Source organism: Cellulomonas sp. P5_C5, assembly GCF_054049655.1.
Window position 1 is genome coordinate 43876 of the sequence record NZ_JBFULY010000024.1, and the last position, 23056, is coordinate 66931.

Annotated in this window: 21 protein-coding genes; 8 read left to right on the top strand and 13 right to left on the bottom strand. The window is 75.1% G+C overall.

Going from position 1 to position 23056, the window contains the following annotated elements; translation table 11 throughout:
• Positions 1 to 31: 31 nt before the first annotated feature.
• The gene (locus ACXJKF_RS16905) at positions 32 to 793 is read right to left on the bottom strand and encodes a LamB/YcsF family protein (protein WP_456788880.1); all 762 of its coding nucleotides are present in this window, start codon (positions 791 to 793) and stop codon (positions 32 to 34) included.
• A gap of 207 nt (positions 794 to 1000) precedes the next feature.
• Between ACXJKF_RS16905 and ACXJKF_RS16910 the strand changes: the two genes are divergently transcribed.
• Complete coding sequence (locus ACXJKF_RS16910) at positions 1001 to 3736, top strand: DEAD/DEAH box helicase (RefSeq protein ID WP_456788899.1); 2736 nt, start codon at positions 1001 to 1003, stop codon at positions 3734 to 3736.
• Between the two features lie 124 nt (positions 3737 to 3860).
• Here the strand turns inward: ACXJKF_RS16910 and ACXJKF_RS16915 are convergent, their stop codons facing one another.
• The 9 genes from ACXJKF_RS16915 to ssd all read right to left on the bottom strand — a co-directional run bounded on the left by ACXJKF_RS16915 (position 3861) and on the right by ssd (position 10695).
• Entirely contained in the window at positions 3861 to 4385 is a 525-nt protein-coding gene (locus tag ACXJKF_RS16915; protein WP_456788881.1) for a GyrI-like domain-containing protein, read from the bottom strand.
• A complete protein-coding gene (locus ACXJKF_RS16920) occupies positions 4367 to 4714 on the bottom strand; it encodes a hypothetical protein (protein ID WP_456788882.1) in 348 nt (115 codons plus the stop codon). Before ACXJKF_RS16920 ends, ACXJKF_RS16915 begins: the two co-directional genes overlap by 19 nt.
• A 635-nt stretch (positions 4715 to 5349) precedes the next feature.
• Complete coding sequence (locus tag ACXJKF_RS16925; protein WP_456788900.1) at positions 5350 to 5805, bottom strand: Rv3654c family TadE-like protein; 456 nt, start codon at positions 5803 to 5805, stop codon at positions 5350 to 5352.
• A 2-nt stretch (positions 5806 to 5807) separates the two neighbouring features.
• Positions 5808 to 6158, bottom strand: coding sequence for a TadE family type IV pilus minor pilin (locus tag ACXJKF_RS16930; protein WP_456788883.1), 351 nt, complete (start codon positions 6156 to 6158; stop codon positions 5808 to 5810).
• Entirely contained in the window at positions 6155 to 6796 is a 642-nt protein-coding gene (locus tag ACXJKF_RS16935; protein WP_456788884.1) for a DUF4244 domain-containing protein, read from the bottom strand. Before ACXJKF_RS16935 ends, ACXJKF_RS16930 begins: the two co-directional genes overlap by 4 nt.
• Before the next feature lie 459 nt (positions 6797 to 7255).
• The gene (locus ACXJKF_RS16940) at positions 7256 to 7807 is read right to left on the bottom strand and encodes a type II secretion system F family protein (RefSeq protein WP_456788885.1); all 552 of its coding nucleotides are present in this window, start codon (positions 7805 to 7807) and stop codon (positions 7256 to 7258) included.
• Between the two features lie 142 nt (positions 7808 to 7949).
• Positions 7950 to 8738, bottom strand: coding sequence for a type II secretion system F family protein (locus ACXJKF_RS16945; protein WP_456788886.1), 789 nt, complete (start codon positions 8736 to 8738; stop codon positions 7950 to 7952).
• Complete coding sequence (locus ACXJKF_RS16950; RefSeq protein WP_456788887.1) at positions 8735 to 9934, bottom strand: TadA family conjugal transfer-associated ATPase; 1200 nt, start codon at positions 9932 to 9934, stop codon at positions 8735 to 8737. The genes ACXJKF_RS16945 and ACXJKF_RS16950 overlap by 4 nt, the downstream gene beginning before the upstream one ends.
• Complete coding sequence (gene ssd / locus ACXJKF_RS16955) at positions 9931 to 10695, bottom strand: septum site-determining protein Ssd (RefSeq protein ID WP_456788888.1); 765 nt, start codon at positions 10693 to 10695, stop codon at positions 9931 to 9933. The genes ACXJKF_RS16950 and ssd overlap by 4 nt, the downstream gene beginning before the upstream one ends.
• 370 nt (positions 10696 to 11065) lie before the next feature.
• On the opposite strand from ssd, the gene ACXJKF_RS16960 reads away from it, so the two are divergent.
• A complete protein-coding gene (locus tag ACXJKF_RS16960) occupies positions 11066 to 11872 on the top strand; it encodes an HAD family hydrolase (RefSeq protein ID WP_456788889.1) in 807 nt (268 codons plus the stop codon).
• A 388-nt stretch (positions 11873 to 12260) separates the two neighbouring features.
• Here ACXJKF_RS16960 and ACXJKF_RS16965 read toward each other — a convergent pair whose 3' ends face one another.
• Positions 12261 to 13088, bottom strand: coding sequence for a cell filamentation protein Fic (locus ACXJKF_RS16965; RefSeq protein ID WP_456788890.1), 828 nt, complete (start codon positions 13086 to 13088; stop codon positions 12261 to 12263).
• Positions 13089 to 13122: 34 nt separating this feature from the next.
• Here ACXJKF_RS16965 and ACXJKF_RS16970 point away from each other — a divergent pair, with 34 nt between their 5' ends.
• Complete coding sequence (locus tag ACXJKF_RS16970) at positions 13123 to 14517, top strand: malic enzyme-like NAD(P)-binding protein (protein WP_456788891.1); 1395 nt, start codon at positions 13123 to 13125, stop codon at positions 14515 to 14517.
• Between the two features lie 72 nt (positions 14518 to 14589).
• On the opposite strand, the gene ACXJKF_RS16975 is transcribed toward ACXJKF_RS16970, so the two are convergent.
• Complete coding sequence (locus tag ACXJKF_RS16975) at positions 14590 to 15324, bottom strand: IclR family transcriptional regulator (RefSeq protein ID WP_456788892.1); 735 nt, start codon at positions 15322 to 15324, stop codon at positions 14590 to 14592.
• Positions 15325 to 15424: 100 nt separating this feature from the next.
• On the opposite strand from ACXJKF_RS16975, the gene hutH reads away from it, so the two are divergent.
• Genes hutH through hutI form a run of 5 tightly spaced genes read left to right on the top strand, consistent with a single transcriptional unit; the run spans position 15425 to position 22323 of the window.
• A complete protein-coding gene (gene hutH / locus ACXJKF_RS16980) occupies positions 15425 to 16957 on the top strand; it encodes a histidine ammonia-lyase (RefSeq protein ID WP_456788893.1) in 1533 nt (510 codons plus the stop codon).
• The gene (hutU, locus tag ACXJKF_RS16985; protein WP_456788894.1) at positions 16954 to 18618 is read left to right on the top strand and encodes a urocanate hydratase; all 1665 of its coding nucleotides are present in this window, start codon (positions 16954 to 16956) and stop codon (positions 18616 to 18618) included. Before hutH ends, hutU begins: the two co-directional genes overlap by 4 nt.
• Positions 18615 to 19874 carry an allantoate amidohydrolase gene (locus ACXJKF_RS16990; RefSeq protein WP_456788895.1) on the top strand — a complete coding sequence of 420 codons (1260 nt, stop codon included), beginning with the start codon at positions 18615 to 18617 and terminating at the stop codon, positions 19872 to 19874. The genes hutU and ACXJKF_RS16990 overlap by 4 nt, the downstream gene beginning before the upstream one ends.
• Positions 19871 to 21184 carry a formimidoylglutamate deiminase gene (locus ACXJKF_RS16995; RefSeq protein ID WP_456788896.1) on the top strand — a complete coding sequence of 438 codons (1314 nt, stop codon included), beginning with the start codon at positions 19871 to 19873 and terminating at the stop codon, positions 21182 to 21184. The genes ACXJKF_RS16990 and ACXJKF_RS16995 overlap by 4 nt, the downstream gene beginning before the upstream one ends.
• Positions 21181 to 22323 (top strand): imidazolonepropionase, encoded by a 1143-nt coding sequence (hutI, locus tag ACXJKF_RS17000; RefSeq protein ID WP_456788897.1) that lies wholly within the window; start codon positions 21181 to 21183, stop codon positions 22321 to 22323. Before ACXJKF_RS16995 ends, hutI begins: the two co-directional genes overlap by 4 nt.
• Positions 22324 to 22364: 41 nt before the next feature.
• On the opposite strand, the gene ACXJKF_RS17005 is transcribed toward hutI, so the two are convergent.
• On the bottom strand, positions 22365 to 23056 hold a 692-nt coding region (locus tag ACXJKF_RS17005), incomplete at its 5' end, for an oxidoreductase (RefSeq protein ID WP_456788898.1).

The window sequence follows — 23056 nt, forward strand, 5'->3', positions numbered from 1 at the left end:
GCGCCTCGTTTCGTTGGGGTCGTGAGGGTCCTCACGCGACGAACGGCACGACCGTCACGCCGTTCGCGACGAGGACCGACCGGACCGCGCGGGCCAGCACGGCCGCACCGGGAGTGTCCGAGTGCACGCACACCGACTCGGCGTCCACGCGCACGTCCGTCCCGTCGACGGACCGGACGACGCCCTCGATGGCGAGCCTCAGCACGCGCGCCGCCACCTCGTCGCCGTCCGTGACCAGCGCCCCCGGCTCCGAGCGGGGCACCAGCGTGCCGTCCGGGCGGTAGCCACGGTCGGCGAAGGCCTCCGTGACCGCGCGGAGCCCTCGCGCGTCCGCCGCCGCCAGCACGGCGGACCCCGGCAGCCCGAGCACGGGCAGGTCCGTGATCGCCGCGACGACCGCCCGCGCGTGCTCCTCGTGGTGCACGACCGCGTTGTACAGCGCACCGTGCGGCTTCACGTACGCCACCCGCGTGCCCTCCCGGAGCGCGATCGCCTGCAACGTCTCGATCTGCTGCGCCACCTGCGCCTCCAGCACCTCCGCCGGCACGTCGAGGAAGCGTCGGCCGAAGTTCGCGCGGTCGAGGTAGGACACGTGCGCGCCGACCGACACGCCCCGAGTCGCCCCCGCCCGGCAGACCGCGGCCATGGTCCGCTCGTCGCCCGCGTGGAAGCCGCACGCCACGTTCGCGCTGGTCACGATGTCGAGCAGCAGCGTGTCGAGTCCGTCGACGCCGGGCTCCCACGCGTCGAGCTCCTCGCCGAGGTCGCAGTTGAGATCGATCCGGTCCGCCATGCACCGATCCTGCCCGTCCCGCCGTCGACGTGTCGGCGCTTCACGTCACCGGAGCCTGGAGTTGTACGGCGGCGGCGCGGGCTCCGGCCGCGGAGGGCCGCAGCAAGGGCGGACGGCGGCCGACGTGCCCGGTGCGAGGATGGGCGGGTGGTGGAACCCGGCGCGCTGCTCGACGTGCTGCTCGCCGCCGGGGGTCGCTCGGACCGCATGACCCACGTCCGGCACCTGCCCGCGCGGGCCGGCACGCAGGCGGACTGGCCGTCGTGGGCGGACGCCGACCTGGTGCAGGGGTACCGCGCGCTGGGGGTCGAGCGTCCCTGGCTGCACCAGGTCGAGGCCGCCGACGCCGCCTGGTCCGGCCGGCACACCGTCCTGGCCACCTCGACCGGTTCCGGCAAGTCCCTCGCGTTCTGGCTCCCCGCCCTGTCCACCGCCCGCGCCGCGAGCGCCGGGTCGCTGCTCGACCCCGGCCGCATCGAGTCGGTGACCCGTCGCGCGACGACCCTCTACCTGTGCCCGACCAAGGCGCTGGCCGCCGACCAGCTCGCCGCCCTCGACCGGCTCCTCGTCGCCGGCCGCACCCGCGACGTCCGCGTCTCCACCTGCGACGGCGACACGTCCCTCGACGAGCGCCGCTGGGTGCAGGAGCACGCGGACGTCGTCCTGACCAACCCCGACTTCCTGCACTTCGCGCTCCTGCCGCAGCACCGGCGGTGGGCGCGGCTGCTCGGGTCGCTGCGGTACGTCGTGGTCGACGAGTGCCACGCGTTCCGCGGGGTCTTCGGTGCGCACGTCGGCCTGGTCCTGCGACGCCTGCGCCGGCTCGCCGCGTCCTACGGGTCGACGCCGACGTTCCTGCTCGCGTCCGCCACCACCTCCGACCCCGCCGCCAGCGCGGCGCGGCTCATCGGTGTCGACCCCTCCGAGGTCACCGCCGTGACCGCCGACGCCTCCCCCGCCGGTCGCAAGACGTTCGTCCTGTGGCAGCCGCCCGAGCTGCCCGGCTCCGACGCCCCCTGGTCCGCGCTCCTGCCCGAGGACGACCCGTGGGCCACCCCGCTCGCGCTCCCCCGCCACGTCACCCGCAGCGCCGACGATCTCAGCCCGCCCGGCCCGGACGACATCTGGGGTGCGGTCGGCAGCGTCGCGTCGCCGCCCGCGCTCGCCGGCGCMGAGGACCCCGTCGTCCTGTCCGACCTCCTCGCCCAGGCGCTTCCCGACCTCGGCGCTGGGCACGCGCCCGGCCCGCTCGGCGCAGCCCCCGGGCACGGCGGTCACGCGCCTGGCCCGCTCGGCGCGAGCGTCGGGCACGGCGGCGACGCTCCGGACCCGCTCGGCGCGGACGGCCGAACGGGACTGCTCGGCGCGGCTCCGAGGTCCGAGGAGCTCGACACCCGCGAAGGCTCCGGTCCGCTCGGAACCGGCGAGCGGGTCGTCGCGGAGCCCTCCGACCGTCCGAGGCGCACGGCGACCGCCGAGATCGCCGACCTGCTGGCCGACCTCACCGCCGCAGGCGCGCGCTCGCTCGCCTTCACGCGGTCGCGGCGCGGCGCGGAGTCCGTCGCGGCCACCACGCGGGCGCACCTGCTGGAGATCGACCCGACGTTCGCGACCTCCGTGCAGGCGTACCGCGGCGGATTCCTGCCGGAGGAACGTCGCGCCCTGGAGGCCGCGATCCGGTCCGGCGCGCYGCGGGCGCTCGCGACGACGAACGCGCTCGAGCTGGGCGTCGACATCTCCGGGCTCGACGCCGTCCTCATCGCCGGGTGGCCCGGCACGCGCGTCTCGCTCTGGCAGCAGGCGGGCCGCGCAGGACGCGCCGGCACCGACGGTCTCGTCGTCCTCGTCGCCCGCGAGGACCCGCTCGACACGTTCCTCGTGCACCACGCCGAGGCGATCTTCGACACCCCCGTCGAGGCCACCGTCTTCGACACCACCAACCCCTACGTCCTGGCGCCGCACCTGTGCGCCGCGGCCGCCGAGCTTCCCCTCCGGTTCGAGGAGCTGGATCTCTTCGGGCCGCGCACCGCCGAGCTGCTGGCCGAGCTGGTCGAGCGCGGGACCCTGCGCCGGCGCCCCTCCGGCTGGTACTGGACCCACAACGAGCAGGCCAGCCGCCTGACCGACCTGCGCGGCTCCGGCGGTGACCCTGTCCGCGTCGTCGAGTCCGTCACGGGCCGCCTGCTCGGCACGGTCGACGCCGCCTCCGCGGACGCCACCGTCCACGACGGAGCCGTCTACGTGCACCAGGGCGCGTCCTACGTCGTCGACGAGCTCCGGCTCGAGGACGGCGTCGCCCTGGTGACCCGCCGCGACGTCGACTACGGCACGTGGGCTCGCTGGGTGACGACCACCGAGATCCAGTCCGTCGACGCCGAGGTCCCCTGGGGCCCCGTCACCTGGGGGTTCGGGTCCGTCGACGTGACCACCCAGGTCCTCGGTTACCAGCGCAAACGCATCCCGGACCTGCAGGTGCTCGGCACCGAGGAGCTCGACCTGCCCGCCCGCACCCTGCGCACCACCGCCGTCTGGTGGACCGCCCCCGCGGAGGTCCTCCTGGCGGCCGGCGTCACCGTCGAGGCCACCCCGGGCGCCCTGCACGCCGCCGAGCACGCGTCCATCGGCCTCCTGCCCCTGCTCGCGACGTGTGACCGGTGGGACCTCGGCGGTCTGTCCACCGCACTGCACGTCGACACCGAGCAGGCCACCGTCTTCGTGCACGACGCCTACCCCGGCGGCGCCGGCTTCGCGGAACGCGGCTTCACGCTCGGCGCCACCTGGTTGCGAGCGACCCGCGACGCCATCGCCTCCTGCCGCTGCTTCGCCGGGTGCCCCGCGTGCGTCCAGTCGCCCAAGTGCGGCAACGCGAACAACCCGTTGGACAAGGCAGCCGCGATCCGGCTTCTCACCGCGGTCCTCGCCCACGCCCCGACGGCCACCTGAGCCAGCGCACGCCTCCGGCCGAGCGACCGGTCACCTGCGGCCGGCGAGCCGTTGTCTCAGGTCGCCGTTCGCGCACGCCTCGCACCGGCCGCGGGATGGGGGCGGCCGGCGGTGCCACGTCAGCTCACGTGACGATCGGCAGCACCAGACGCGTCTCGTTCTGGCTCGGATCGGCTTCCGACGGGTCCGTGACGTACACCTCGAGGAAGTCGCCACGCATCTGCGCAGCATGGTCCGACATCCACGTGCGGAGCTCGGCCCACGCTCCGGAGAGGCCGTCGTAGCTACCGAGGTGCACCCCGACCGCCGCCGGGCCGCCTGGCAGCTCCACGACCTCGACTCCGTCCCCGAGCGCCCGGGCGGCGTCCGCGCCGACCCGGAAGCCCGCGGCGAGATCGACCGAGTCCGTCGGCATGTGGCGGTACCAGCCGAACGCCGGGCCGGTGACGGCGAGCCCGGATGCCGCCGCCTGCTCGAGCACCGTGCGATAGGCCCGGTCGTAGAAGGCGGCCAGGGCGCCCATCGCGACGCGCTCGCGCAGGATCGCGACCATCACGGTCGGCTGGTCTTCGAGGGTGATGTCCATGATGCTCCTCGGGTCGGTCCCGGACACGTCGATGACGAGCACGGTCAGGAACCGCGGCKGCACATCGCCACCACCCTCACCGAGCGTGCGTCGTTGGCGTACTCGACGAGTGTGTTCTCGTCCATGATCACGGCGGACACCTCGGCACCACCCGGTGTGAACCACGCAGTGTCCGGCGGAGCGCTCACCGGGAGCACGACGTGCGCCATGTGCAGACGTCCGTCGCAGACGAGCGGCAGCCCCGCCCAGGCGAACACGTCGCCCTGGGTGACGTTGACGAAGCCCTCCCACTGGACGCCGTCGACCGGCCGGCACCGGACGAGGAGCCGGACGGTGATCGACGCCCCGCCGTCGGTCACGTGCGCTCTCGGCAGGATCGTCACATCCGCCACGGGTCGTTCTGTCGCCGCTGTGGCCGGTTGAGCCGAGAGCCCCGCCATCCCTGCCACGAGAAGCACGACGAGTCCACGAGCGATCTTGCGCAACATCTCCATCTCCTCCTTCTCCTTCTCACCTGTCGTCCGAGCTCGGACGCAGCGCGCGACGGGCCCCCGGCGTGACGTCCCACGCACGCGGCTCTCGTCCCTGGTCGTGCCGACGGCTGCCGGGACATCGAAGGGTCGTCCGCCGAGCGTCCGCCGCCCGGGCGACATCTCGCGGCGCGACCACCGGTGGAATCGTCACGGCGCCCTCGACCGGTGTCGGCCCGTCGCCCCGGGACCCTTCGTCGTCCTGCGCGCACCGACCGCGCGGCGGCCGGGTCCCGGACCGCAGGACGAGCGCGAGCCCGCTACCCACTCGTGTCGCGCCGGGCCCGTTCATGGCGCCTCCTGCTCCCAGCGTCCGGCCGTGCGAAGGCGACGCGCTAGGGCCTAAATGCTCTGAAGACGGAGTCGGTGCGAGCGCTCGACGACGTGCCGGTGGCAGGTCCGCGAGTCGCGACGGGTCGCGTCGCGTCAGCGCGTCCGCTCGCGCGTGCAACGTGGTTCGACGCGGTTCGAGCGGTTCGAGCGGTCCGAACCCGGCATCACGGGCGTGCCGACGCGGGCCCGGCACGTGCCGACGCCGACGCCGAACCGGCAGCACCGGGTACGACGACCCGCACCCTGACGACTCCGGCCCCCTCGTCCGAGCACGACGTCAGCCTGGCGCCGTTGCTACGGACGACCGTGGCGACGGTCGCGCACGCGTCTCCCGGCCGCCCCACCAACAGCTGAGCGGCGCCGGCGAGCGCGCCGAGGTCTGCCGCCGTCTGCGCCCGGCCACGAGCGAGCTGCGCCGAGGCCAGCAGTCCGAGCATCGCCGCGACGACCAGCGCGACGGCGACGAGCGCCAGGAGCAGGACCGTGCCGGATCCCTGCTCGCCACGTCGCGCCCGCGCGCACCCCGGCTGGCGGATGCCCGGACCCTGCACGTCGGAGCCCCCTCGCGGGCGCCCGAGGTCGTGGCGGACGTGGCGCCCCTTCCAGCTCCGGCGGCGCATCGTCACGGCTCCACCCGCGACACCGCGGTCGCCCGAGCCCGCAGCCCGGCGGTCCCCCACGACCCCGACACGACCGCCGACGAGACCTCGACGGTGACCCACTGGCCGCCACGAGTCACCGCGACCGACGCGTCCTCGCCGGCCAGCCGCCGGGCGGTCGCGGTCACCGCAGCGTCCGGCTCCCCCAGTGCGGCTGCCCGGGCACCCGCCCGGGCAGCGTCGGTGCAGCGGGTCTGCGCGATCGCCGACGACGCGACCGTGAGCAGCGCCACCAGGAGGAGGACGACCGCGGGCAGACCGACCGCGAGCTCGGCGGTGACACTGCCACGGTCCCGCCGGCCCGCGGCGGTCACGAGGACAACGCCTGGCGGATGATCCCGAGCAGCAGACCCTTGACCTCGTTCCCCTTGAGGATCACCACGAGCAGCCCCGCGAAGCCGACCGCGGCGAGGGTGGCGATCGCGTACTCAGCGGTCGCCATCCCCGCCTCCGCGAGCTCGTCCCGGGTCCGCCGGCCGCGCTCGTGCCACGACACGACCGACCGTGGCAGCCGCGCACGGCGTCGACCGTCCGACAGCCGACGGCTGTCCGCTCGTGCACGTCCGGGGACGCCACGACCGGCCGCCTCAACCACGACCGCGACACCCGGTACATCGGCAACGTCCGCGGTATCGACAGAACCGGTCGCGCCTCTCTCGCCGATGGCGTGTGTCGGTCGAGAGAGGCCGACCTCGCCGTCTGCGGAGCCCCGCCGTGGGGCCCGTCGGAGGGTGGCACCTCCGGGCGTCGGGTCGTCGTCCTGGGGGTTCGGGTGGTCCGGCCCGGGGACCGTGGGGTGATGCGTCATGGCCTCTCCTCTCGCGTGGCGCCGCCGAGTGTCCGGCGCACCGCCAGCCTCGACCGCGACGTCTCCGCCCAGGCCCGGGCCCGGCACATCGGTGGCGCGAGTGCAGGCGAGCCGGGCTGTGGACGTCTCGAACGACCGAGACATCCGAGGAGACGGAGCGAGACGCAGGTTGAGCGAGCGAGACGCACGAGGAACCCACCAGGCATGGCGATGCAGCCGCGATCGACGCACGGCAGGCCGACCGCAGCGTCGCGCGCCGTCGTCGGGACGCAGCAGCGCAGCCGCTCGTGGCGACGCAGCAGGGCACCGTGCGATCCCGCTCGGAGGGAACCTGTCAGAGCAGCCGAGGCACGCCGACCGCGGTGGAGGGAGACGAGGGACCCACCGCGACGAGACAGGCGTGGTCGACGGTCAGCGCGGAGACCAGACGACGCCTGGGCAGGGCCGCAGCGCGACATCCCGGCCGCGGAGGACCCGCCGTCGAGGGCGACATCGGCAGAGGTCGAGCGACACCGGCGCAGGAAATCGGCAGCGAGGAGTCGGAAGCGCCGGCGATGCGTCGGTAGGTGAGGGACGGACTCAAGCCGACTCCCGCCTCACTGGTCACCCGAACAGGTCGCCCGCGAGGCTGAGGAGCATCGGCACGAGCCCGAGCAGGACGAACGCGGGCAGGAAGCACAGCCCGAGCGGCAGGACCAGCTGGACCCCGAGAGCACCGGCAGCGGTGCGGCTCCGGGTCCGACGGTCCCGTCTCAGCTGGTCCGCTCGCGCGCGCAACGCCGGCCCGGGTGCGGTCCCGGTGCTCCAGCTGGCCTCGAGGGCGCCGACGACGTCCGTCACCGTGGCACCCGCCCACGCCGACTGCCACGACGCACCGAGCAGCAGCGCGGTCCCGCCTCGCACCAGCTCGGCCCCCTGCCGGCCTCCCACGGCCGAGCCGACCGCGGACAGCACCCGCGGCAGGGATGCTCCGGTGCTGATCGCGACGTCGAGCAGGTCGAGCAGCAGCACCGCGTCCATCAGCCCGGGCACGATCACGGGATCGTCCGGCCGCCCTCGCTCCCGTGCGGCCGGGAGCACCCGTCCGGACCACCACGGGCTGGTCCCCGCTCCGCACGAGAGGGCGACGAGGACCGCGAGCACGAAGGGCGTCACGATCGCACGCCGTCGACGGCGGCGTGGACGACTTCCGCGCGCGAGGTGCGCCAGCCCTGTGCGCCGGCCCGAGATGCCCTCGCCACAGCTCGCCCGCGGTGGGCACGCGCGCTCACGGGACGCGTCCTCACCAGGCACCCGCTCACGGCACGTCCGCTCGGGCCTCAGCCGTGCGAGACGGGACGGTCCTGGACGCGCCCGTGCGGGACCTCCCCGTCGGATCGTCGCCGGCACGGCCCGCACGGGCGAGGAGGGCGGCCGTCCACCAGCGGCCGACCAGCAGCAAGGCCCCACCGAGCACGACGGACGCCGTCCCGAGCCCACCCGAGACCATCACCGCCACGGGGTCCGCGCCGAGCAGGGCGCCGAGCGCCACGCCGAGCATCGGGAGCCATGCGAGCACCTGAGCGGTGGACCGCGGTCCGGCCAGGGCCGCCCGGCGTTCACCGTCGGCCTCCTCGTCCGCTGCGACGGCGGACGCGATCCGTTCGAGCACGCCCGCCAGGGGTGCGCCGAGCTCGTCGGAGAGCCGCGCCGCGGCCAGCACCGCTCGGACGCGCTGGACGGCTCCGTCGTCGGAGCGTCTGGACAGCACAGAGCGTCGGCGGGGTGCGGGTCGTGGGCGGAGTGTCGTTCGACCGAGGAACCCCATGCCGGTCGAGCGGGACGTCGACGTCAGCAGCACGCCGACGCTCGGCACCGGTCCGGCCACCGGCGTGCCGGTCGCGCGGGACCACGCCTCACCAGGCGCCGCGCCGGCGCGGAGCTGCGCGCAGACACCGAGCAGGAGCGCCGACAGGTCGGGTGCAGCCCGTCGACGCGTGGGCCCGTCGCCTGGGCGTTCTCGCGCGCTCGCGGCGACCGGGCGGCCACCGGTTCCTKCCGACGTGACGACGGCGAGCGCCACGAGCACCCCGACGACGGCGCTCACCGAGACGCCTCCAGCGTCGTGCGGGCAAGTGACAGCCCGAGGCGGTCCGCGAGCGCCGACCAGGCCGGCCCGGGCGAGGTGACACCCGACGGGTCGACTCGGAGCGCGCACGCCACCTCGAGCTCACCGGCCGCGTCCCTCCCCACGACGCCGACCTCGGAGACGTACCGGCGATCGGCCCTCCGCAGGTGCAGCACCGCGTCGAAGGCGCTCGCCGCTTGCGCGGCGACGGCTTCACGGGACATCCCGGCCAGCGCCGCGAGCGCCTCCAGCCGCGCGGGCACGTCGGCGGCGGTGTTGGCGTGCACGGTGGCGCACCCGCCGTCGTGCCCGGTGTTCAGCGCGGCGAACACCTCCCTGACCTCGGCACCTCGGCACTCCCCGAGGACGATCCGGTCGGGCCGCATCCGCAGCGCGTGCCGGACCAGGTCCGTCAGGTCCACCCGTCCGGCGCCGTCGACGTTCGCGTGCCGCGCGAGCAGCCGGACGACGTGCGGGTGCGCCGGGGCCAGCTCGCCGGCCTCCTCGACGACCACGAGCCGTTCGTCGTGCGGGACCAACGACAGCAACGCGGCGAGCAGGGTCGTCTTCCCGGAGCCCGTCGCCCCGGAGACGAGGAGGTTCGCCCGGGTGGCGACGAGCGCGCGGACCACCGGCACCAGCGGGGGCGCGAGCGTCCCCGACGTGACGAGCTGCTCGACGGTGAACGCACGGGACCGGACCACGCGCAGGCTGATCAGCGCGCAGGCGCCCGCCACCGGGGGCAGCACGGCGTGCAGCCGGGTGCCGTCCGGGAGCCGMGCGTCGACCGCGGGCGAGGCGTCGTCGAGCCGCTGACCCCCCGCGGCCGCGAGCCGGACAGCGAGCGCCCGGACGTCGTCGGCACCACCGAGGTCCACGTCCGCGCGGCTCAGGTGTCCCGACCGCTCCACCCAGACGTCGCGCGGACCGTTGACCAGCACGTCGGTGACGTCCGGGTCGTCGAGGAGCACCTGCAGCCGGCCGGCCCCGAAGAGCTCGTCGCGCACGGTCCGCGTGACGGAGCGCAGCGCGCTGGCGCCCAGCACCGCGCCGGCGTCCCGCACCGCCGCCTCGACGGCGACACCGAGGGAGCCGTCGGAGGCGCCGTGCGCGCCGAGCCGCGTGCGGACCGCGTCGAGGAAGTCCGGGCCGACCCCTCGGACCAGCGTGCTCACGTCAGGCCCCGGTGGAGGGCCGCGACGACCCGGGCTGCCGAGCGGGCTGTGCGGCCGGCGTCGGGCACACCGCCGCGCTCGAGCGCGGCCGCCAGGGCGCGGTCGGACGCGAGGGTCGTCAGGACGGGCAGGTCGACCGCCTCGGACAGCTCGGCCGCACCGAGTCCGCCGGGTGCCGGGCCGCTGACGACCAGCCACGTCGGAGCGCCCGGTGGGCCCAGGTGGGGGCGCATCGCGAGGATCCCGGCGACCGTGCGCAGGTCGCGCGGTGCGACGACGAGCACCGCGTCGCACGCCGCCACCAGGGACTCGCCCGCCACGACGGCGGCCCGGTCCAGGTCGAGGACGAGCGCACCTGCCTCGGACGTCAGCGCGTGCAGGACGTCGGCGACCACCGCCGGCTCGGGTGCGCCGGGTCGAGCCCGGTCGGCGCTGAGCACCGCGCAGGTGCCCCAGCGCGGCAGCAGGGCGAGCACGTCGGCACCGGGCACCTCGCCCTGCGCGTCCGCCAGGTCCGGCCACCGGACACCGTCGGCGCCCTCCAGGCCGAGCAGCACGTCGATCCCCGCGGACGCCCGGTCGAGGTCGACCAGGACGGTCGCGGTCTGTCGGGCGAGGTGCCGGGCGACGGCTGCGGCAAGGGTCGATGCCCCGGCACCACCGCGCCCGGCGACGATGCCGACGACGAGCGCGCGCTGCGGGGGTGAGGCGACCGACGGCCAGGTCGGAGGGACGGGACGCGGACCGGCGAGGGGGGTCATCGGCACTGCCTCTCCGTCGTTGCCGACCTGACCGCCGGCGCACGACGAACACTGCCGCGCGCCACCGGCTCGGGGCCGACCGTTGCGGCGTCCTGTGACCATCGCGCGAGCTCGGCGGGCTGTGGGCGGCTCGGCACCGGGTCGGGGTGTCAGCGGATCCGCTCGCCGATCGGCCACCAACGTTCCGCGGCTCCATCCGCGGCGTGGCCCGCCTCGTCCTCCCGCTCGCCCTGCTGCTCGCAGGCCAGCCGTGGGACCAGCCCTGCCCAGCAGCCGCGCCGTGTCAGCCCCGCCCACTAGGCTCACCGCGAGCCGCCAGGCACCCGGGCACGGGGGCCGCCGACATCGACGACGACCACCGCGGAGCACCATGGACGAGGACCCGACGCAGCAGGGCGTGCTGCGCGAGGCTGCCTTCTTCGACCTCGACAAGACGATCATCGCGACGTCGTCCGCCACGGCCTTCTCCCGCCCGTTCCTGGCCCAGGGCCTGCTCACGCGGCGCTCGGTGCTGCGCACGGCCTACGCGCAGCTGCTCTACCTGGTCGGCGGTGCGGACGAGGACCAGACGGAGCGCCTGCGCGCGCAGCTGTCGCGCATGGTGGCGGGGTGGGACGTGTCGCTGGTGTCCTCGATCGTCGCGGAGACGCTGCACGAGTCCATCGACCCGACGGTGTACGCGGAGGCCGTCGCGCTCATCGACGCGCACCACGCGGCGGGCCGGGACGTCGTGGTGGTGTCCGCGTCGGGCGCCGAGGTGGTCGAGCCGATCGCTGCGATCCTCGGTGCGGACCACGTCATCGCGACGCGCATGAACGTGGTCGACGGGCGGTACACCGGCGAGATCGACTTCTACGCCTACGGGGAGAACAAGGCGTCCGCCGTCCGGGAGCTCGCGCTGGCCGAGGGGTACGACCTGGGGGCCAGCTACGCGTACTCGGACTCGATCACGGACGCACCGATGCTCGGTGCGGTGGGCCACTCGTTCGCCGTGAACCCGGACCGGGGGCTGCGCAGGCTCGCGCTCGAGCGGGGCTGGGGGACGCTCTCGTTCGTGCGTCCGGTGCCCCTGTTCCCGCGCCGGGCACGCATCGCCACGGCGGGCGTCGTGACCCTCGTCGTGGCGGGCGTCGTGGTCACCTGGGTCCTCGTCCGTCGGCGCCGTCGGAGCCGGTGAGCTCGTCCCGTATCACGGACATCCGTCCCAGCATCCGGCGCCGCCATCGACGTGGCCTGCGTCGTCGTCCGCCCGGGTTCCGCTCGTCGGGGATGTGCGGTACGACAGGCCTCACAACTGCATGACCGTGAAGGCACCCACGCGCAGGAGAGCCCACCTATGGGCAGGTCGACCGGGCTGGTCCCGTCGCGACCGACACCGACGCACGCCTGATCACCTTCCCGGTCAGCTGTTGGCGACGGCGCCCCCAGGGGCGCCGTCGTTCGTCTGACGACGGACGCGACGCCCGCTGACCAAGCCATGAGCGACGCGTCGAGGCCGCGAGACGAGTCCGCCCGGGCGATGACCCGACGCGACAGGCACCGCGACGCTCGACTCGCGCGCTGACCTACGACGACCCCAGCGAGCCCGCCAGCACCTCGTCCGCGATCACCCGCGCCTCGGCGGCACCCGTCAGCACGGCGTCGCCGTACGCGCGCACCCAGGCACCCACCCCGGACGGCGATCCCGTCGCGAACCCGGCCGCAGCGCCCAGGTACGGGTTGAGGGCCGCGGCCCAGGCGGACTCGGCGACCAGCGACCCGGTGGGGTCGAGACCCCGCGCGGTCAGCACCAGCCGCGCGACTGCGCGGGCGACGACCCCGTTCGCGGCGGCGAACGGCCGCAGGGTGAGCAGCTCCCCGTGCACGACGGCCGCGACGACGAGTGCCGGCGCCGACGACTCCTGCACCGTCCGGCCCAGCAGCGCGACGCGTGCGGCGAGCTCCTCGCCGACGGGTGCGGGCCCGAGGCCGCGCAGGTCGCCCGGCTGCTCGGCCGACCGCAGCCGGCCGACGGCGGCGTCGGGCAGCCAGCCGCCGGCCGCGGCGACGTGCACCTGCGCGAGCAGCTGGCCCAGCGGAGGGAGGGCGACGGCGCCACGGTCGCCGAGGGCGGGCATCCAGCGCTCGACGAGGGCGGTCGCGCGGAGCCCGCCGACGACCACAGGCTCGTCGCCACCGCTCGTCGCCAGCGACCGCACCAGCGACAGCGGCACGCGCACGCCCTCGATCTCGGCCGACGCACGGGTCGCCCGCAGACCGGCCTCGGCGCGGACCTCCCGCCACCGCCGCCGGTAGGCCTCGTGCCAGCGCAGCTCCTCGCACGCGACCCGGGCGCGGTCGACGGCGTCGCCGACTCCGGGCAGATCGAGGAGCGGGGCCAGGGGGTCGGTCACGCCGTCACCCTAGTGAGCGCGGCACAATGTCCGAATGGTCTCCCCGAGCGTCTCCTCGTCCATCACGGCACGCCTGGAGGTGCAGGCCMGACCGACCGCCGTCAGCGAGCTCACCACGGCGATCGAGAAGGCCGGCGGCATCGTCACCGCGCTGGACGTCACGGCGTCGGGCCACGAGCAGATGACCGTCGACGTCACGTGCGCGACGCGGGGTGAGCAGCACGCCGCGGACATCGTCGAGGCCCTCAAGGGTCTGCACGGCGTGGTCGTCGAGCGGGTCAGCGACCGCACGTTCCTCATGCACATCGGCGGCAAGCTGTCGATCGAGTCGAAGGTGCCGCTGCGCAACCGCGACGACCTGTCGATGGCGTACACGCCGGGCGTCGCGCGCGTCTGCGAGGCCATCGCCGCGCACCCCGAGGACGCCCGCCGCCTGACCATCAAGCGCAACACGATCGCGGTGGTCACGGACGGCACCGCGGTGCTGGGCCTCGGCAACATCGGCCCGCTGGCCAGCCTGCCGGTCATGGAGGGCAAGGCGGTGCTGTTCAAGCGGTTCGCGGGGATCGACGCCTTCCCGATCGCGCTGGACACCACCGACGTCGACCAGATCGTGGAGACGATCTGCGCGATCGCACCCGTGTTCGCGGGGATCAACCTGGAGGACATCTCGGCGCCGCGCTGCTTCGAGATCGAGCGCCGGCTGCGTGAGCGGCTCGACATCCCGGTCTTCCACGACGACCAGCACGGCACGGCGATCGTCGTGGTAGCCGCGCTGACCAACGCGTTGAAGGTCGTCGGCAAGGATCTGGCGACGGTCCGGATCGTGCTGTCCGGGGCGGGTGCCGCGGGCACGGCCGTGCTGAAGCTGCTGCTCGCGGCGGGTGCGAAGGACGTGGTGGTCGCGGACATCGAGGGCGTCGTGCGCGCCGACCGGCCCGGTCTGGACGAGTCCCTGTTCTGGACGGCGTCGATGACCAACCCGCGCGGCATCTCGGGCAGCATCCCCGACGCGCTCCGGGACGCCGACGTGTTCATCGGCGTCTCCGCCCCGGACGTCATCACGGGTCACGACGTCTCGACGATGGCGAAGGACGCGATCGTGTTCGCGCTGGCCAACCCCCGGCCCGAGGTCGACCCCGACGACGCGGCCCAGTACGCGGCGGTCGTCGGCACGGGCCGCTCGGACTTCGCCAACCAGATCAACAACGTGCTCGCGTTCCCGGGCGTGTTCCGCGGGCTGCTGGACGCGCAGTCGCACCGGATCACCAGCGCGATGCTGCTCGCGGCGGCGTACGCGCTGGCGTCGGTGGTCACGGACGACGAGCTCAACCCGACCTACATCGTGCCCAGCGTGTTCAACCCGGAGGTCACGACCGTGGTCGCCGCGGCGGTGACGAAGGCGGCTCAGACCCCGATCGAGGTCTGAGCCCCCCGCACGAGCCGCACGGCAGCCGCGCGGTCTGCGACGCACCGCACAAGCCGGGCAGACGTCGAGCGTCTAGACCCGCCGCGCGAGCGACTCGGCGGCCCGCTGCGTCGCCCGGACCAGCCCGTCGGGCACGTCCCCGTCGGCGAAGGTGACCGCGAGCCCGGCGATCGGGTGCCCGGTGTGGTCGCGGACCACGGAGGCGACGGACGCGAACCCGGTGGTGACGTCCCCCCGCTCGGACGCCCAGCCGTCGCGACGGACGTCGGTGAGGATCGCGCGGAGCTCGGACAACCGTCGCGGCCCGACGCCGGTGCGGTCGACGAACGCCTCGCGGCCGGGGAACAGGGCACGCACCTGGGCCGGCGGCAGCCCTGCCAGGATCGCGCGCCCGCTCGCCGTGAGGTGGGCGGGCAGCCGCACCCCGACGTCGGTCACCAGGGCCGGGCGCCCGGCGGCGCGCTCCTCGACGACGTAGAGGACGTCGCGCCCGTGCAGGACGGCCAGGTGCGCGCTCTCGCCGACCTGGTCGACGAGCCGTGCCAGCACGGGGCGCGCGGCGCGGGCCAGCGGCGCCTGCCGGGAGTAGGCGGAGCCCAGCTCGAACGCGCTGAGGCCGAGGCCGTAGCGACGCTCCTCGGGCAGGTGGACGACGAAGCCGTGCTCGGTGAGCACGGTGAGCAGGTGGTAGGTGGTGGACCGGGGCAGGTCGAGCGCGACGGCGAGGGCGACGGCGGGCAGCGGACCTGTCCGGGAGAGGTGGTGCAGCAGCCGCAGGGTCGCGTCGGCGGCGGGGACGGTACTCATCACGCACCCTCTCGAGACGCACCCGACTCGTGTCTGGGATACCAGACAGTATCGCCGAGGAGACTCTGGGAGCGGCAGGCGTCAGGCGGTGTCATGAACCATGAGCACCACCACCACCACCGCCACCACCGTCGTCGTCGGCACCGGTCCCGTCACCATCGAGGACGTCGTCGCCGTCGCGCGCCACGGGGCGGGGGTCCGGCTGTCGCAGGGCGCGCTCGCGGCCATCTCCGCGGGCCGCGCGGTGGTCGACGAGCTCGCGGCGGACACCGCGCCGCACTACGGCATCTCCACCGGCTTCGGCGCGCTGGCCACCCTGTCGATCCCGGCGGAGCGTCGTCGCGACCTGCAGCGCAGCCTGGTCCGCTCGCACGCCGCCAGCACGGGCCCGGAGGTCGAGCGCGAGGTGGTCCGTGCGCTCATGCTGCTGCGCCTGTCGACGCTCGCGACGGGTCACACGGGCGTCCGCCCCGAGACGGCGACCGCGTACGCCGCGCTGCTCGACGCGGGCCTGACACCGGTGGTCCGCGAGTACGGCTCGCTCGGGTGCTCGGGCGACCTGGCGCCGCTGGCCCACTGCGCGCTGGCGCTGATGGGCGAGGGCGAGGTCCGTGACGCCACGGGGGCGCTGGTGACGGAGCCCAGAGAGGGGCACACGCTCACAGAGAAGGAGGGTCTGGCCCTCATCAACGGGACCGACGGCATGCTCGGCATGCTCGCGCTGGCGCTGCACGACCTGACGAACCTGCTGGACGCGGCCGACGTGGCCGCCGCGATGAGCGTCGAGTCGCTGCTCGGCACCGACGCCGTCTTCGCCGCCGACCTCCAGGGGCTGCGCCCGCACCCGGGTCAGGCCGTGTCCGCGGCGAACCTCCGTGCGGTCCTGCGCGGCTCCGGGATCATGGCGAGCCACCAGACCCCGGAGTGCACCCGCGTGCAGGACGCGTACTCGTTGCGCTGCGCCCCGCAGGTGCACGGCGCCGCCCGGGACACCGTGGAGCACGCGCGGGACGTCGCGGAGCGGGAGCTGGCCGCGGCGATCGACAACCCGGTCATCACCGACGACGGCCGCGTCGAGTCCAACGGGAACTTCCACGGCGCCCCCGTCGGGTACGTGCTCGACTTCCTGGCCATCGTCGTCGCCGACGTCGCGAGCATGTCCGAGCGCCGCACCGACCGGTTCCTCGACGTCGCGCGCAGCAACGGCCTGCCCCCGTTCCTGGCGCACGACCCCGGCGTCGACTCCGGCCTGATGATCGCGCAGTACACCGCCGCCGGGCTGGTCTCGGAGCTCAAGCGGCTGGCGGTCCCGGCGAGCGTCGACTCGATCCCGTCGTCGGCCATGCAGGAGGACCACGTGTCGATGGGCTGGCACGCGGCCCGCAAGCTCCGTCGCGCCGTCGACGGCCTGACCCGGGTGCTCGGCATCGAGATCCTCACCGCCGCCCGTGCGATGGACCTGCGCGCACCTCTGGAACCCTCCCCGCTCACGGCCGCCGTCCGCGACCTCCTGCGCGAGCGCGGCATCCCGGGCCCCGGCCCGGACACGTACCTCTCCCCCGACCTCGAGACCGCAGCGGACGTCGTCCGCGAAGGCCACGTCGCCGCCGCCCTCCGAGGAGCCCGCTCATGACCTCCGGCCCCCGCCCCGTCCGCGCGCCGCGCGGCAGCACGCTGACAGCCCGCAGCTGGCAGACCGAGGCACCGCTGCGGATGCTCATGAACAACCTCGACCCCGAGGTCGCCGAGCGGCCCGACGACCTGGTCGTCTACGGCGGCACCGGCAAGGCCGCCCGGTCGTGGGACGCGTACGACGCGATCGTGCGGACGCTGACCACGCTCGGCGACGACGAGACGCTGCTGGTCCAGTCGGGCAAGCCGGTCGGGGTGCTGACGACGCACGAGTGGGCGCCGCGCGTGCTCATCGCCAACTCCAACCTCGTCGGCGACTGGGCGACCTGGCCGGAGTTCCGACGGCTGGAACAGCTCGGGCTGACCATGTACGGGCAGATGACCGCGGGCTCGTGGATCTACATCGGCACGCAGGGGATCCTCCAGGGCACCTACGAGACGCTCGCCGCGGTCGCCGCGAAGCGGTTCGGCGGGACCCTCGCCGGCACGCTCACCGTCACCGGCGGCTGCGGCGGCATGGGCGGCGCGCAGCCGCTCGCGGTCACGCTGAACGGGGGCGCGTGCCTGATCGTCGACGTCGACGGCGACCGCCTGCACCGACGCGTCCGCGAGCGCTACCTGGACCGGGTGGCGGGACGTCTCGACGAGGCGATCTCGCTGGTCACATCGGCCAAGGCCGCACGAGAAGCCCTGTCCGTCGGCGTCGTCGGCAACTGCGCGGAGGTCCTGCCCGAGCTACTGCGCCGCGGCGTCGAGGTCGACGTGGTCACGGACCAGACCTCGGCGCACGACCCGCTGAGCTACCTGCCCGTCGGCGTCGACGTGGCCGACTGGGCCTCCTACGCCGCCGCGAAGCCGGAGGAGTTCACCGACCGCGCGCGCGAGTCCATGGCCCGCCACGTCGAGGCGATGGTCGGGTTCCAGGACGCGGGCGCCGAGGTGTTCGACTACGGCAACTCGATCCGCGACGAGGCCCGCCAGGGCGGCTACGACCGGGCGTTCGACTTCCCCGGCTTCGTCCCCGCCTACATCCGGCCGCTGTTCGCGGAGGGCAAGGGCCCGTTCCGCTGGGCTGCGCTGTCGGGCGACCCACGGGACATCGCGGTGACCGACCAGGCCGTGCTCGACCTGTTCCCCGACGACGACCACCTGCACCGGTGGATCCGCGCGGCGCAGGACCGGGTCGCGTTCCAGGGGCTGCCCGCGCGGATCTGCTGGCTCGGGCACGGCGACCGCGACCGGGCGGGGCTGCGGTTCAACGAGCTGGTCGCCGACGGTTCGGTGGCCGCTCCGCTCGTCATCGGACGTGACCACCTCGACGCCGGCTCGGTCGCGTCGCCGTACCGGGAGACCGAGGGGATGGCCGACGGGTCCGACGCCATCGCCGACTGGCCGCTGCTGAACGCGCTGGTCGCGGCGTCGTCGGGGGCCACCTGGGTGTCGATCCACCACGGCGGCGGCGTCGGCATGGGCCGCTCGATCCACGCCGGGCAGGTGTCCGTGGCCGACGGCACCGACCTCGCCGCACGCAAGCTCGCCCGCGTGCTGTCCAACGACCCGGGCATGGGGGTGCTCCGGCACGTCGACGCGGGCTACCCGCGCGCCGACGAGGTCGCGACGGCGCACGGCGTGCGGATCCCGATGCGGGAGGGCGACGCATGACGCCTGTCGAGCCCGGCCCGCCGCCCCGGGGACGCGTCACGTCGACAACGTGGCCCGCCACCCGACCGGCAGACGTCGCGACGGCCACCGCCGCGACGTTCCGCCGCGCGTGGGACGACCTCGCACCCGTCGGCCGGGCGCCCGACGGCGGCTACCGCCGGTTCGCGTGGACGCGCGAGGACCACACGCTCCGCGAGTGGTTCGCCGGCGAGGCCGAGGCCCGCGGGCTCGCGCTGACGACCGACCGCGCCGGCAACCAGTGGGCGTGGTGGGGCGACCCGGACGCGACGCCGGGCGTCGTCACGGGCAGCCACCTCGACTCGGTCCCCGGCGGCGGCGCGTTCGACGGGCCGCTCGGCGTGGTCAGCGGCTTCGCGGCGCTGGACGCGCTCCGGGCGAAAAGCATCGCCCCGAGAAGGCCGCTGGGCATCGCGAGCTTCGTCGACGAGGAGGGCGCCCGCTTCGGGGTCGCCTGCGCCGGATCACGCCTGATCACCGGAGCGCTCGAGGCCGACAGGGCCCGTGGCCTGCGCGACGCCGACGGGATCACGATGGCCGACGCCCTGACGCACGCCGGCCGCGACCCCGCGACGCTCGGCCGCGACGACGAGACCCTCCGCCGCATCGCGTCCTTCGTCGAGCTGCACGTCGAGCAGGGCCGCGGTCTGGTGCACACGGGCGACCCGGTGGGCGTCGGCCGGATGATCTGGCCGCACGGCCGGTGGCGCGTCGAGCTCCGCGGCCAGGCCAACCACGCCGGCACCACCCCGCTGGCCGACCGTCACGACCCGATGCTCGACCTCGCGGCGTTCCTCGCGCACGTCCGCCGGGCGGCCGACGACGCCGGCGCGCTCGCCACCGTCGGCAAGCTGCGCGTCGACCCCAACGGTGTGAACGCGATCCCGTCGCAGGTCACGGCCTGGCTGGACGTCCGCGCACAGGACGAGGCGGCCGTCCGCTCGGTCCTCACGGCGCTGCAGGAGTACGCGCMCACCGAGGAGTCGTGGACCCCGGTCACCGTCCTCGACGCCGACCTCGCGGACGTCGTGGCGGGCGCGCTGAACGACCCACCGCGCCTGGGCACCGGTGCTGGTCACGACGCCGGGATCCTCGCGGCCGCGGGCATCCCGACCGCGATGCTCTTCGTCCGCAACCCGTCGGGCATCTCGCACGCCCCGGCGGAGGACGCCGACGAGGCCGACTGCCTGGCGGGCATCGACGCCCTGGCCGCGGTGCTGGAACGGCTGCTGACATGACGACCTACTGGGCCGCACACGCCTGGCTGCCGGCCGGCCTGGCCGACGACGTCCGGATCACGGTGGCGGACGGGCGGATCTCCACCGTGACCACCGGCCCGGCGGAGCCGGGCGACCACCGCCTGCCGGGCGTCGTCCTGCCCGGCTTCGCCAACACGCACTCCCACGCCTTCCACCGGGCGCTGCGGGGACGCACCCACGACGGCGGCGGCACGTTCTGGACCTGGCGGGACCGCATGTACGCGCTGGCCGCGACCCTCACCCCGCACACCTACCTGGACCTGGCGCGCGCCACCTACGCCGAGATGGTGCTCGCGGGGGTCACGGCGGTCGGCGAGTTCCACTACCTGCACCACACCCCGGACGGCACCCCCTACGACGACCCGAACGTCATGGCCGAGGCGCTGCGCACGGCCGCGCACGACGCGGGCCTGCGGATCACCCTGCTCGACACCGCGTACCTGACGGGCGGCATCGACGCGCCGCTGGAGGGCGCCCAGCGCCGGTTCGGCGACCACGACGCCGACGCCTGGGCCGCCCGGGTCGCCGCCATCCGCCCCGACGACACCCTCACGGTCGGCGCCGCGATCCACTCCGTCCGGGCGGTCCCGCTCGACGCGATCCCCGTCGTCGCCGCCCACGCCACCGGCCGCCCCCTGCACGTCCACCTGTCGGAGCAGCGCCTGGAGAACGAGCAGTCGCTGGCCACGTTCGGCGTCACCCCGACCCGGCTCCTGGAGGACGCGGGCGCCCTCGGTCCGGACACCACGGCCGTCCATGCGGTCCACCTGACCMCCGAGGACGTCGCGATCCTGGGTTCGACGCGGACCGGCGCGTGCCTGTGCCCGTCCACCGAGCAGGACCTCGGCGACGGCATCGCGCCCGGCGCCCTCCTGCACGCGGCGGGTGCCCGCCTGAGCGTCGGCAGCGACCAGCACGTCCGCACCGACCTGCTCGCAGAGGCCCGCACGGTCGAGCTGCACGAGCGCCTCGCGGGCGAGTCGCGCGGGGTCCTGGATCCCGCCGTCCTGGTCGACCTCCTGACCACCGGCGGTCACACCAGCCTCGGCGACCCCACCGGCGGCCGCCTCGCACCCGGCGCCCCGGCCGACCTCGTCGCCGTCCGCACCGACACCCCGCGCACCGCGGGCACCGACCCCGCGCAGCTCGTGCTGGTCGCGGGCAGCGCCGACGTCGACACGGTCGTGGTCGGTGGCGTCGTGCGTGTCGAGGGCGGCCGGCACGTCCTGGGCGACGTGGGCGCGATGCTGGGCACGGCGGTCCGCGCCGCCTGGGGGGAGGTTCGATGACGTCGCACCTGGTCACGGGCATCGGTGAGCTGGTCACGCACGACCCGCGCTTCGACGGGCCGCTCCTCGACGCGGCGCTCGTCGCGCAGGACGGTGTCGTCGTCTGGGTCGGGCCGTCGACMGAAGCGCCCGCCGCGGACAGCCGCACCGACCTCGGCGGTGCCGCGGTGGTCCCCGGCTTCGTCGACTCCCACACGCACCTCGTCTTCGCGGGCGACCGCGCCGCCGAGTTCGAGGCGCGCATGTCCGGCGCGCCCTACACGGGCGGCGGCATCGCGACGACGGTCGCGGCCACGCGCGCGGCGTCCGACGACGAGCTCCGCCGACGCCTCGCGGCCCTGGTCGCCGAGGCGCGCGCCCAGGGCACCACCACGGTCGAGGTCAAGAGCGGCTACGGCCTCGACGTCAGCACGGAGGAGCGGCTGCTCCGCCTGGCGCGCGAGGTCACGGCGGAGACCACGTTCCTCGGTGCGCACGTCGTCCCACCCGGCGTGGACCGCGCCGACTACGTCGCGCTGGTCACCGGCCCCATGCTCGCCGCCTGCGCCCCGCTCGCCCGCTGGGCGGACGTGTTCTGCGAGCCGGCGAGCCCGGTCGCGTTCGACGGCGACGAGGCCCGAGAGGTGCTCGTCGCCGCCGGAGAGGCCGGCCTGGGGCTGCGCGTGCACGGGAACCAGCTCGGCCCCGGTCCGGGCGTGCGGCTCGCCGTCGAGCTGGGTGCCGCGAGCGTCKACCACTGCACCTACCTGACCGACGCCGACGTGGACGCCCTCGCCGGCTCCGGGACGGTGGCCACGCTGCTGCCCGGCGTCGAGTTCTCCACCCGGTCGCCCTACCCGGACGCCCGCCGCCTCCTCGACGCGGGCGTCGACGTCGCCCTGGCGAGCGACTGCAACCCCGGCACGTGCTTCTCGACGTCGATGCCGCTGATGATCGCGCTCGCCGTCCGCGAGCTGCGGATGACCGTCGCCGAGGCGCTCCGGGCGGCGACCCTCGGCGGCGCCCACGCGCTGCGCCGCGACGACGTCGGCCACCTGCGCCTCGGCGCCCGCGCCGACCTCGCCGTCCTCGACGCCCCGAGCCACCGCCACCTGGCCTACCGCCCAGGCGTCCCGCTCGCCCGCGGCGTCAGCCTCTAGCCAGAAGACTTCGTCCTCCCTGGCAGGACCAAGTCTTCTGGCTATGCCCAGGTGGCGCGGGCGTACTGCGGCTGCCACGCCGCGACGTCCGCGGCGCCCAGCTCGTGGGCGGCGCGCAGGGGCCAGAACGGGTCGCGCAGGCCCTCGCGGCCCAGCAGGACGGCGTCCGCCGACCCGTCCGCGAGCACCCCCTCGGCCTGCGCGGGATCGGTGAGGAGCCCGACGGCCGCCACCGGCAGCGCCGACGACTCGCGCACCGCGCGGGCTGCGGGCACCTGGTAGCCGGGTCCGACGGGGATGTCCGCGGGCGCGTTGCCGCCGGTCGAGACGTCCACCAGGTCCACGCCGTGACCGCCCAGCTCCTTGGCCACCTGCGCGACCTCGTCGACGGTGAGCCCGCCCTCGACCCAGTCGGTCGCGGACATCCGGACGAACAGCGGCTTGTGGTCGGGCCAGGCGGCGCGGACGGCGTCGGCCGTCTCGACCAGCAGCCGTGCGCGGTTCTCGAGCGAGCCGCCGTACTCGTCGTCGCGCTCGTTGGCCAGCGGCGAGAGGAACTGGTGCAGCAGGTAGCCGTGGGCGGCGTGCAGCTCGACGACGTCGAACCCGGCCTCGTCGGCGCGTCGGGCCGCCGCCGCGAACGCCGCGGGGACGGCCGCGATCTCGTCGCGGGTCAGCGCGCGCGGCGCCGCGAGGCCGGGGAAGGCCGTGGCCGACGGGCCCACCGTCGGCC

Bases quoted from the DNA above. Each gene is read 5' to 3' on its own strand.
- ACXJKF_RS16905 (WP_456788880.1), bottom strand. From the start codon at position 793: ATGGCGGACCGGATCGATCTCAACTGCGACCTCGGCGAGGAGCTCGAC.
- ACXJKF_RS16960 (WP_456788889.1), top strand. From the start codon at position 11,066: ATGGACGAGGACCCGACGCAGCAGGGCGTGCTGCGCGAGGCTGCCTTC.
- ssd (WP_456788888.1), bottom strand. From the start codon at position 10,695: ATGACCCCCCTCGCCGGTCCGCGTCCCGTCCCTCCGACCTGGCCGTCG.
- hutU (WP_456788894.1), top strand. From the start codon at position 16,954: ATGACCTCCGGCCCCCGCCCCGTCCGCGCGCCGCGCGGCAGCACGCTG.
- ACXJKF_RS16975 (WP_456788892.1), bottom strand. From the start codon at position 15,324: ATGAGTACCGTCCCCGCCGCCGACGCGACCCTGCGGCTGCTGCACCAC.
- hutH (WP_456788893.1), top strand. From the start codon at position 15,425: ATGAGCACCACCACCACCACCGCCACCACCGTCGTCGTCGGCACCGGT.
- ACXJKF_RS16935 (WP_456788884.1), bottom strand. From the start codon at position 6,796: ATGTCTCGGTCGTTCGAGACGTCCACAGCCCGGCTCGCCTGCACTCGC.
- ACXJKF_RS16925 (WP_456788900.1), bottom strand. From the start codon at position 5,805: ATGCGCCGCCGGAGCTGGAAGGGGCGCCACGTCCGCCACGACCTCGGG.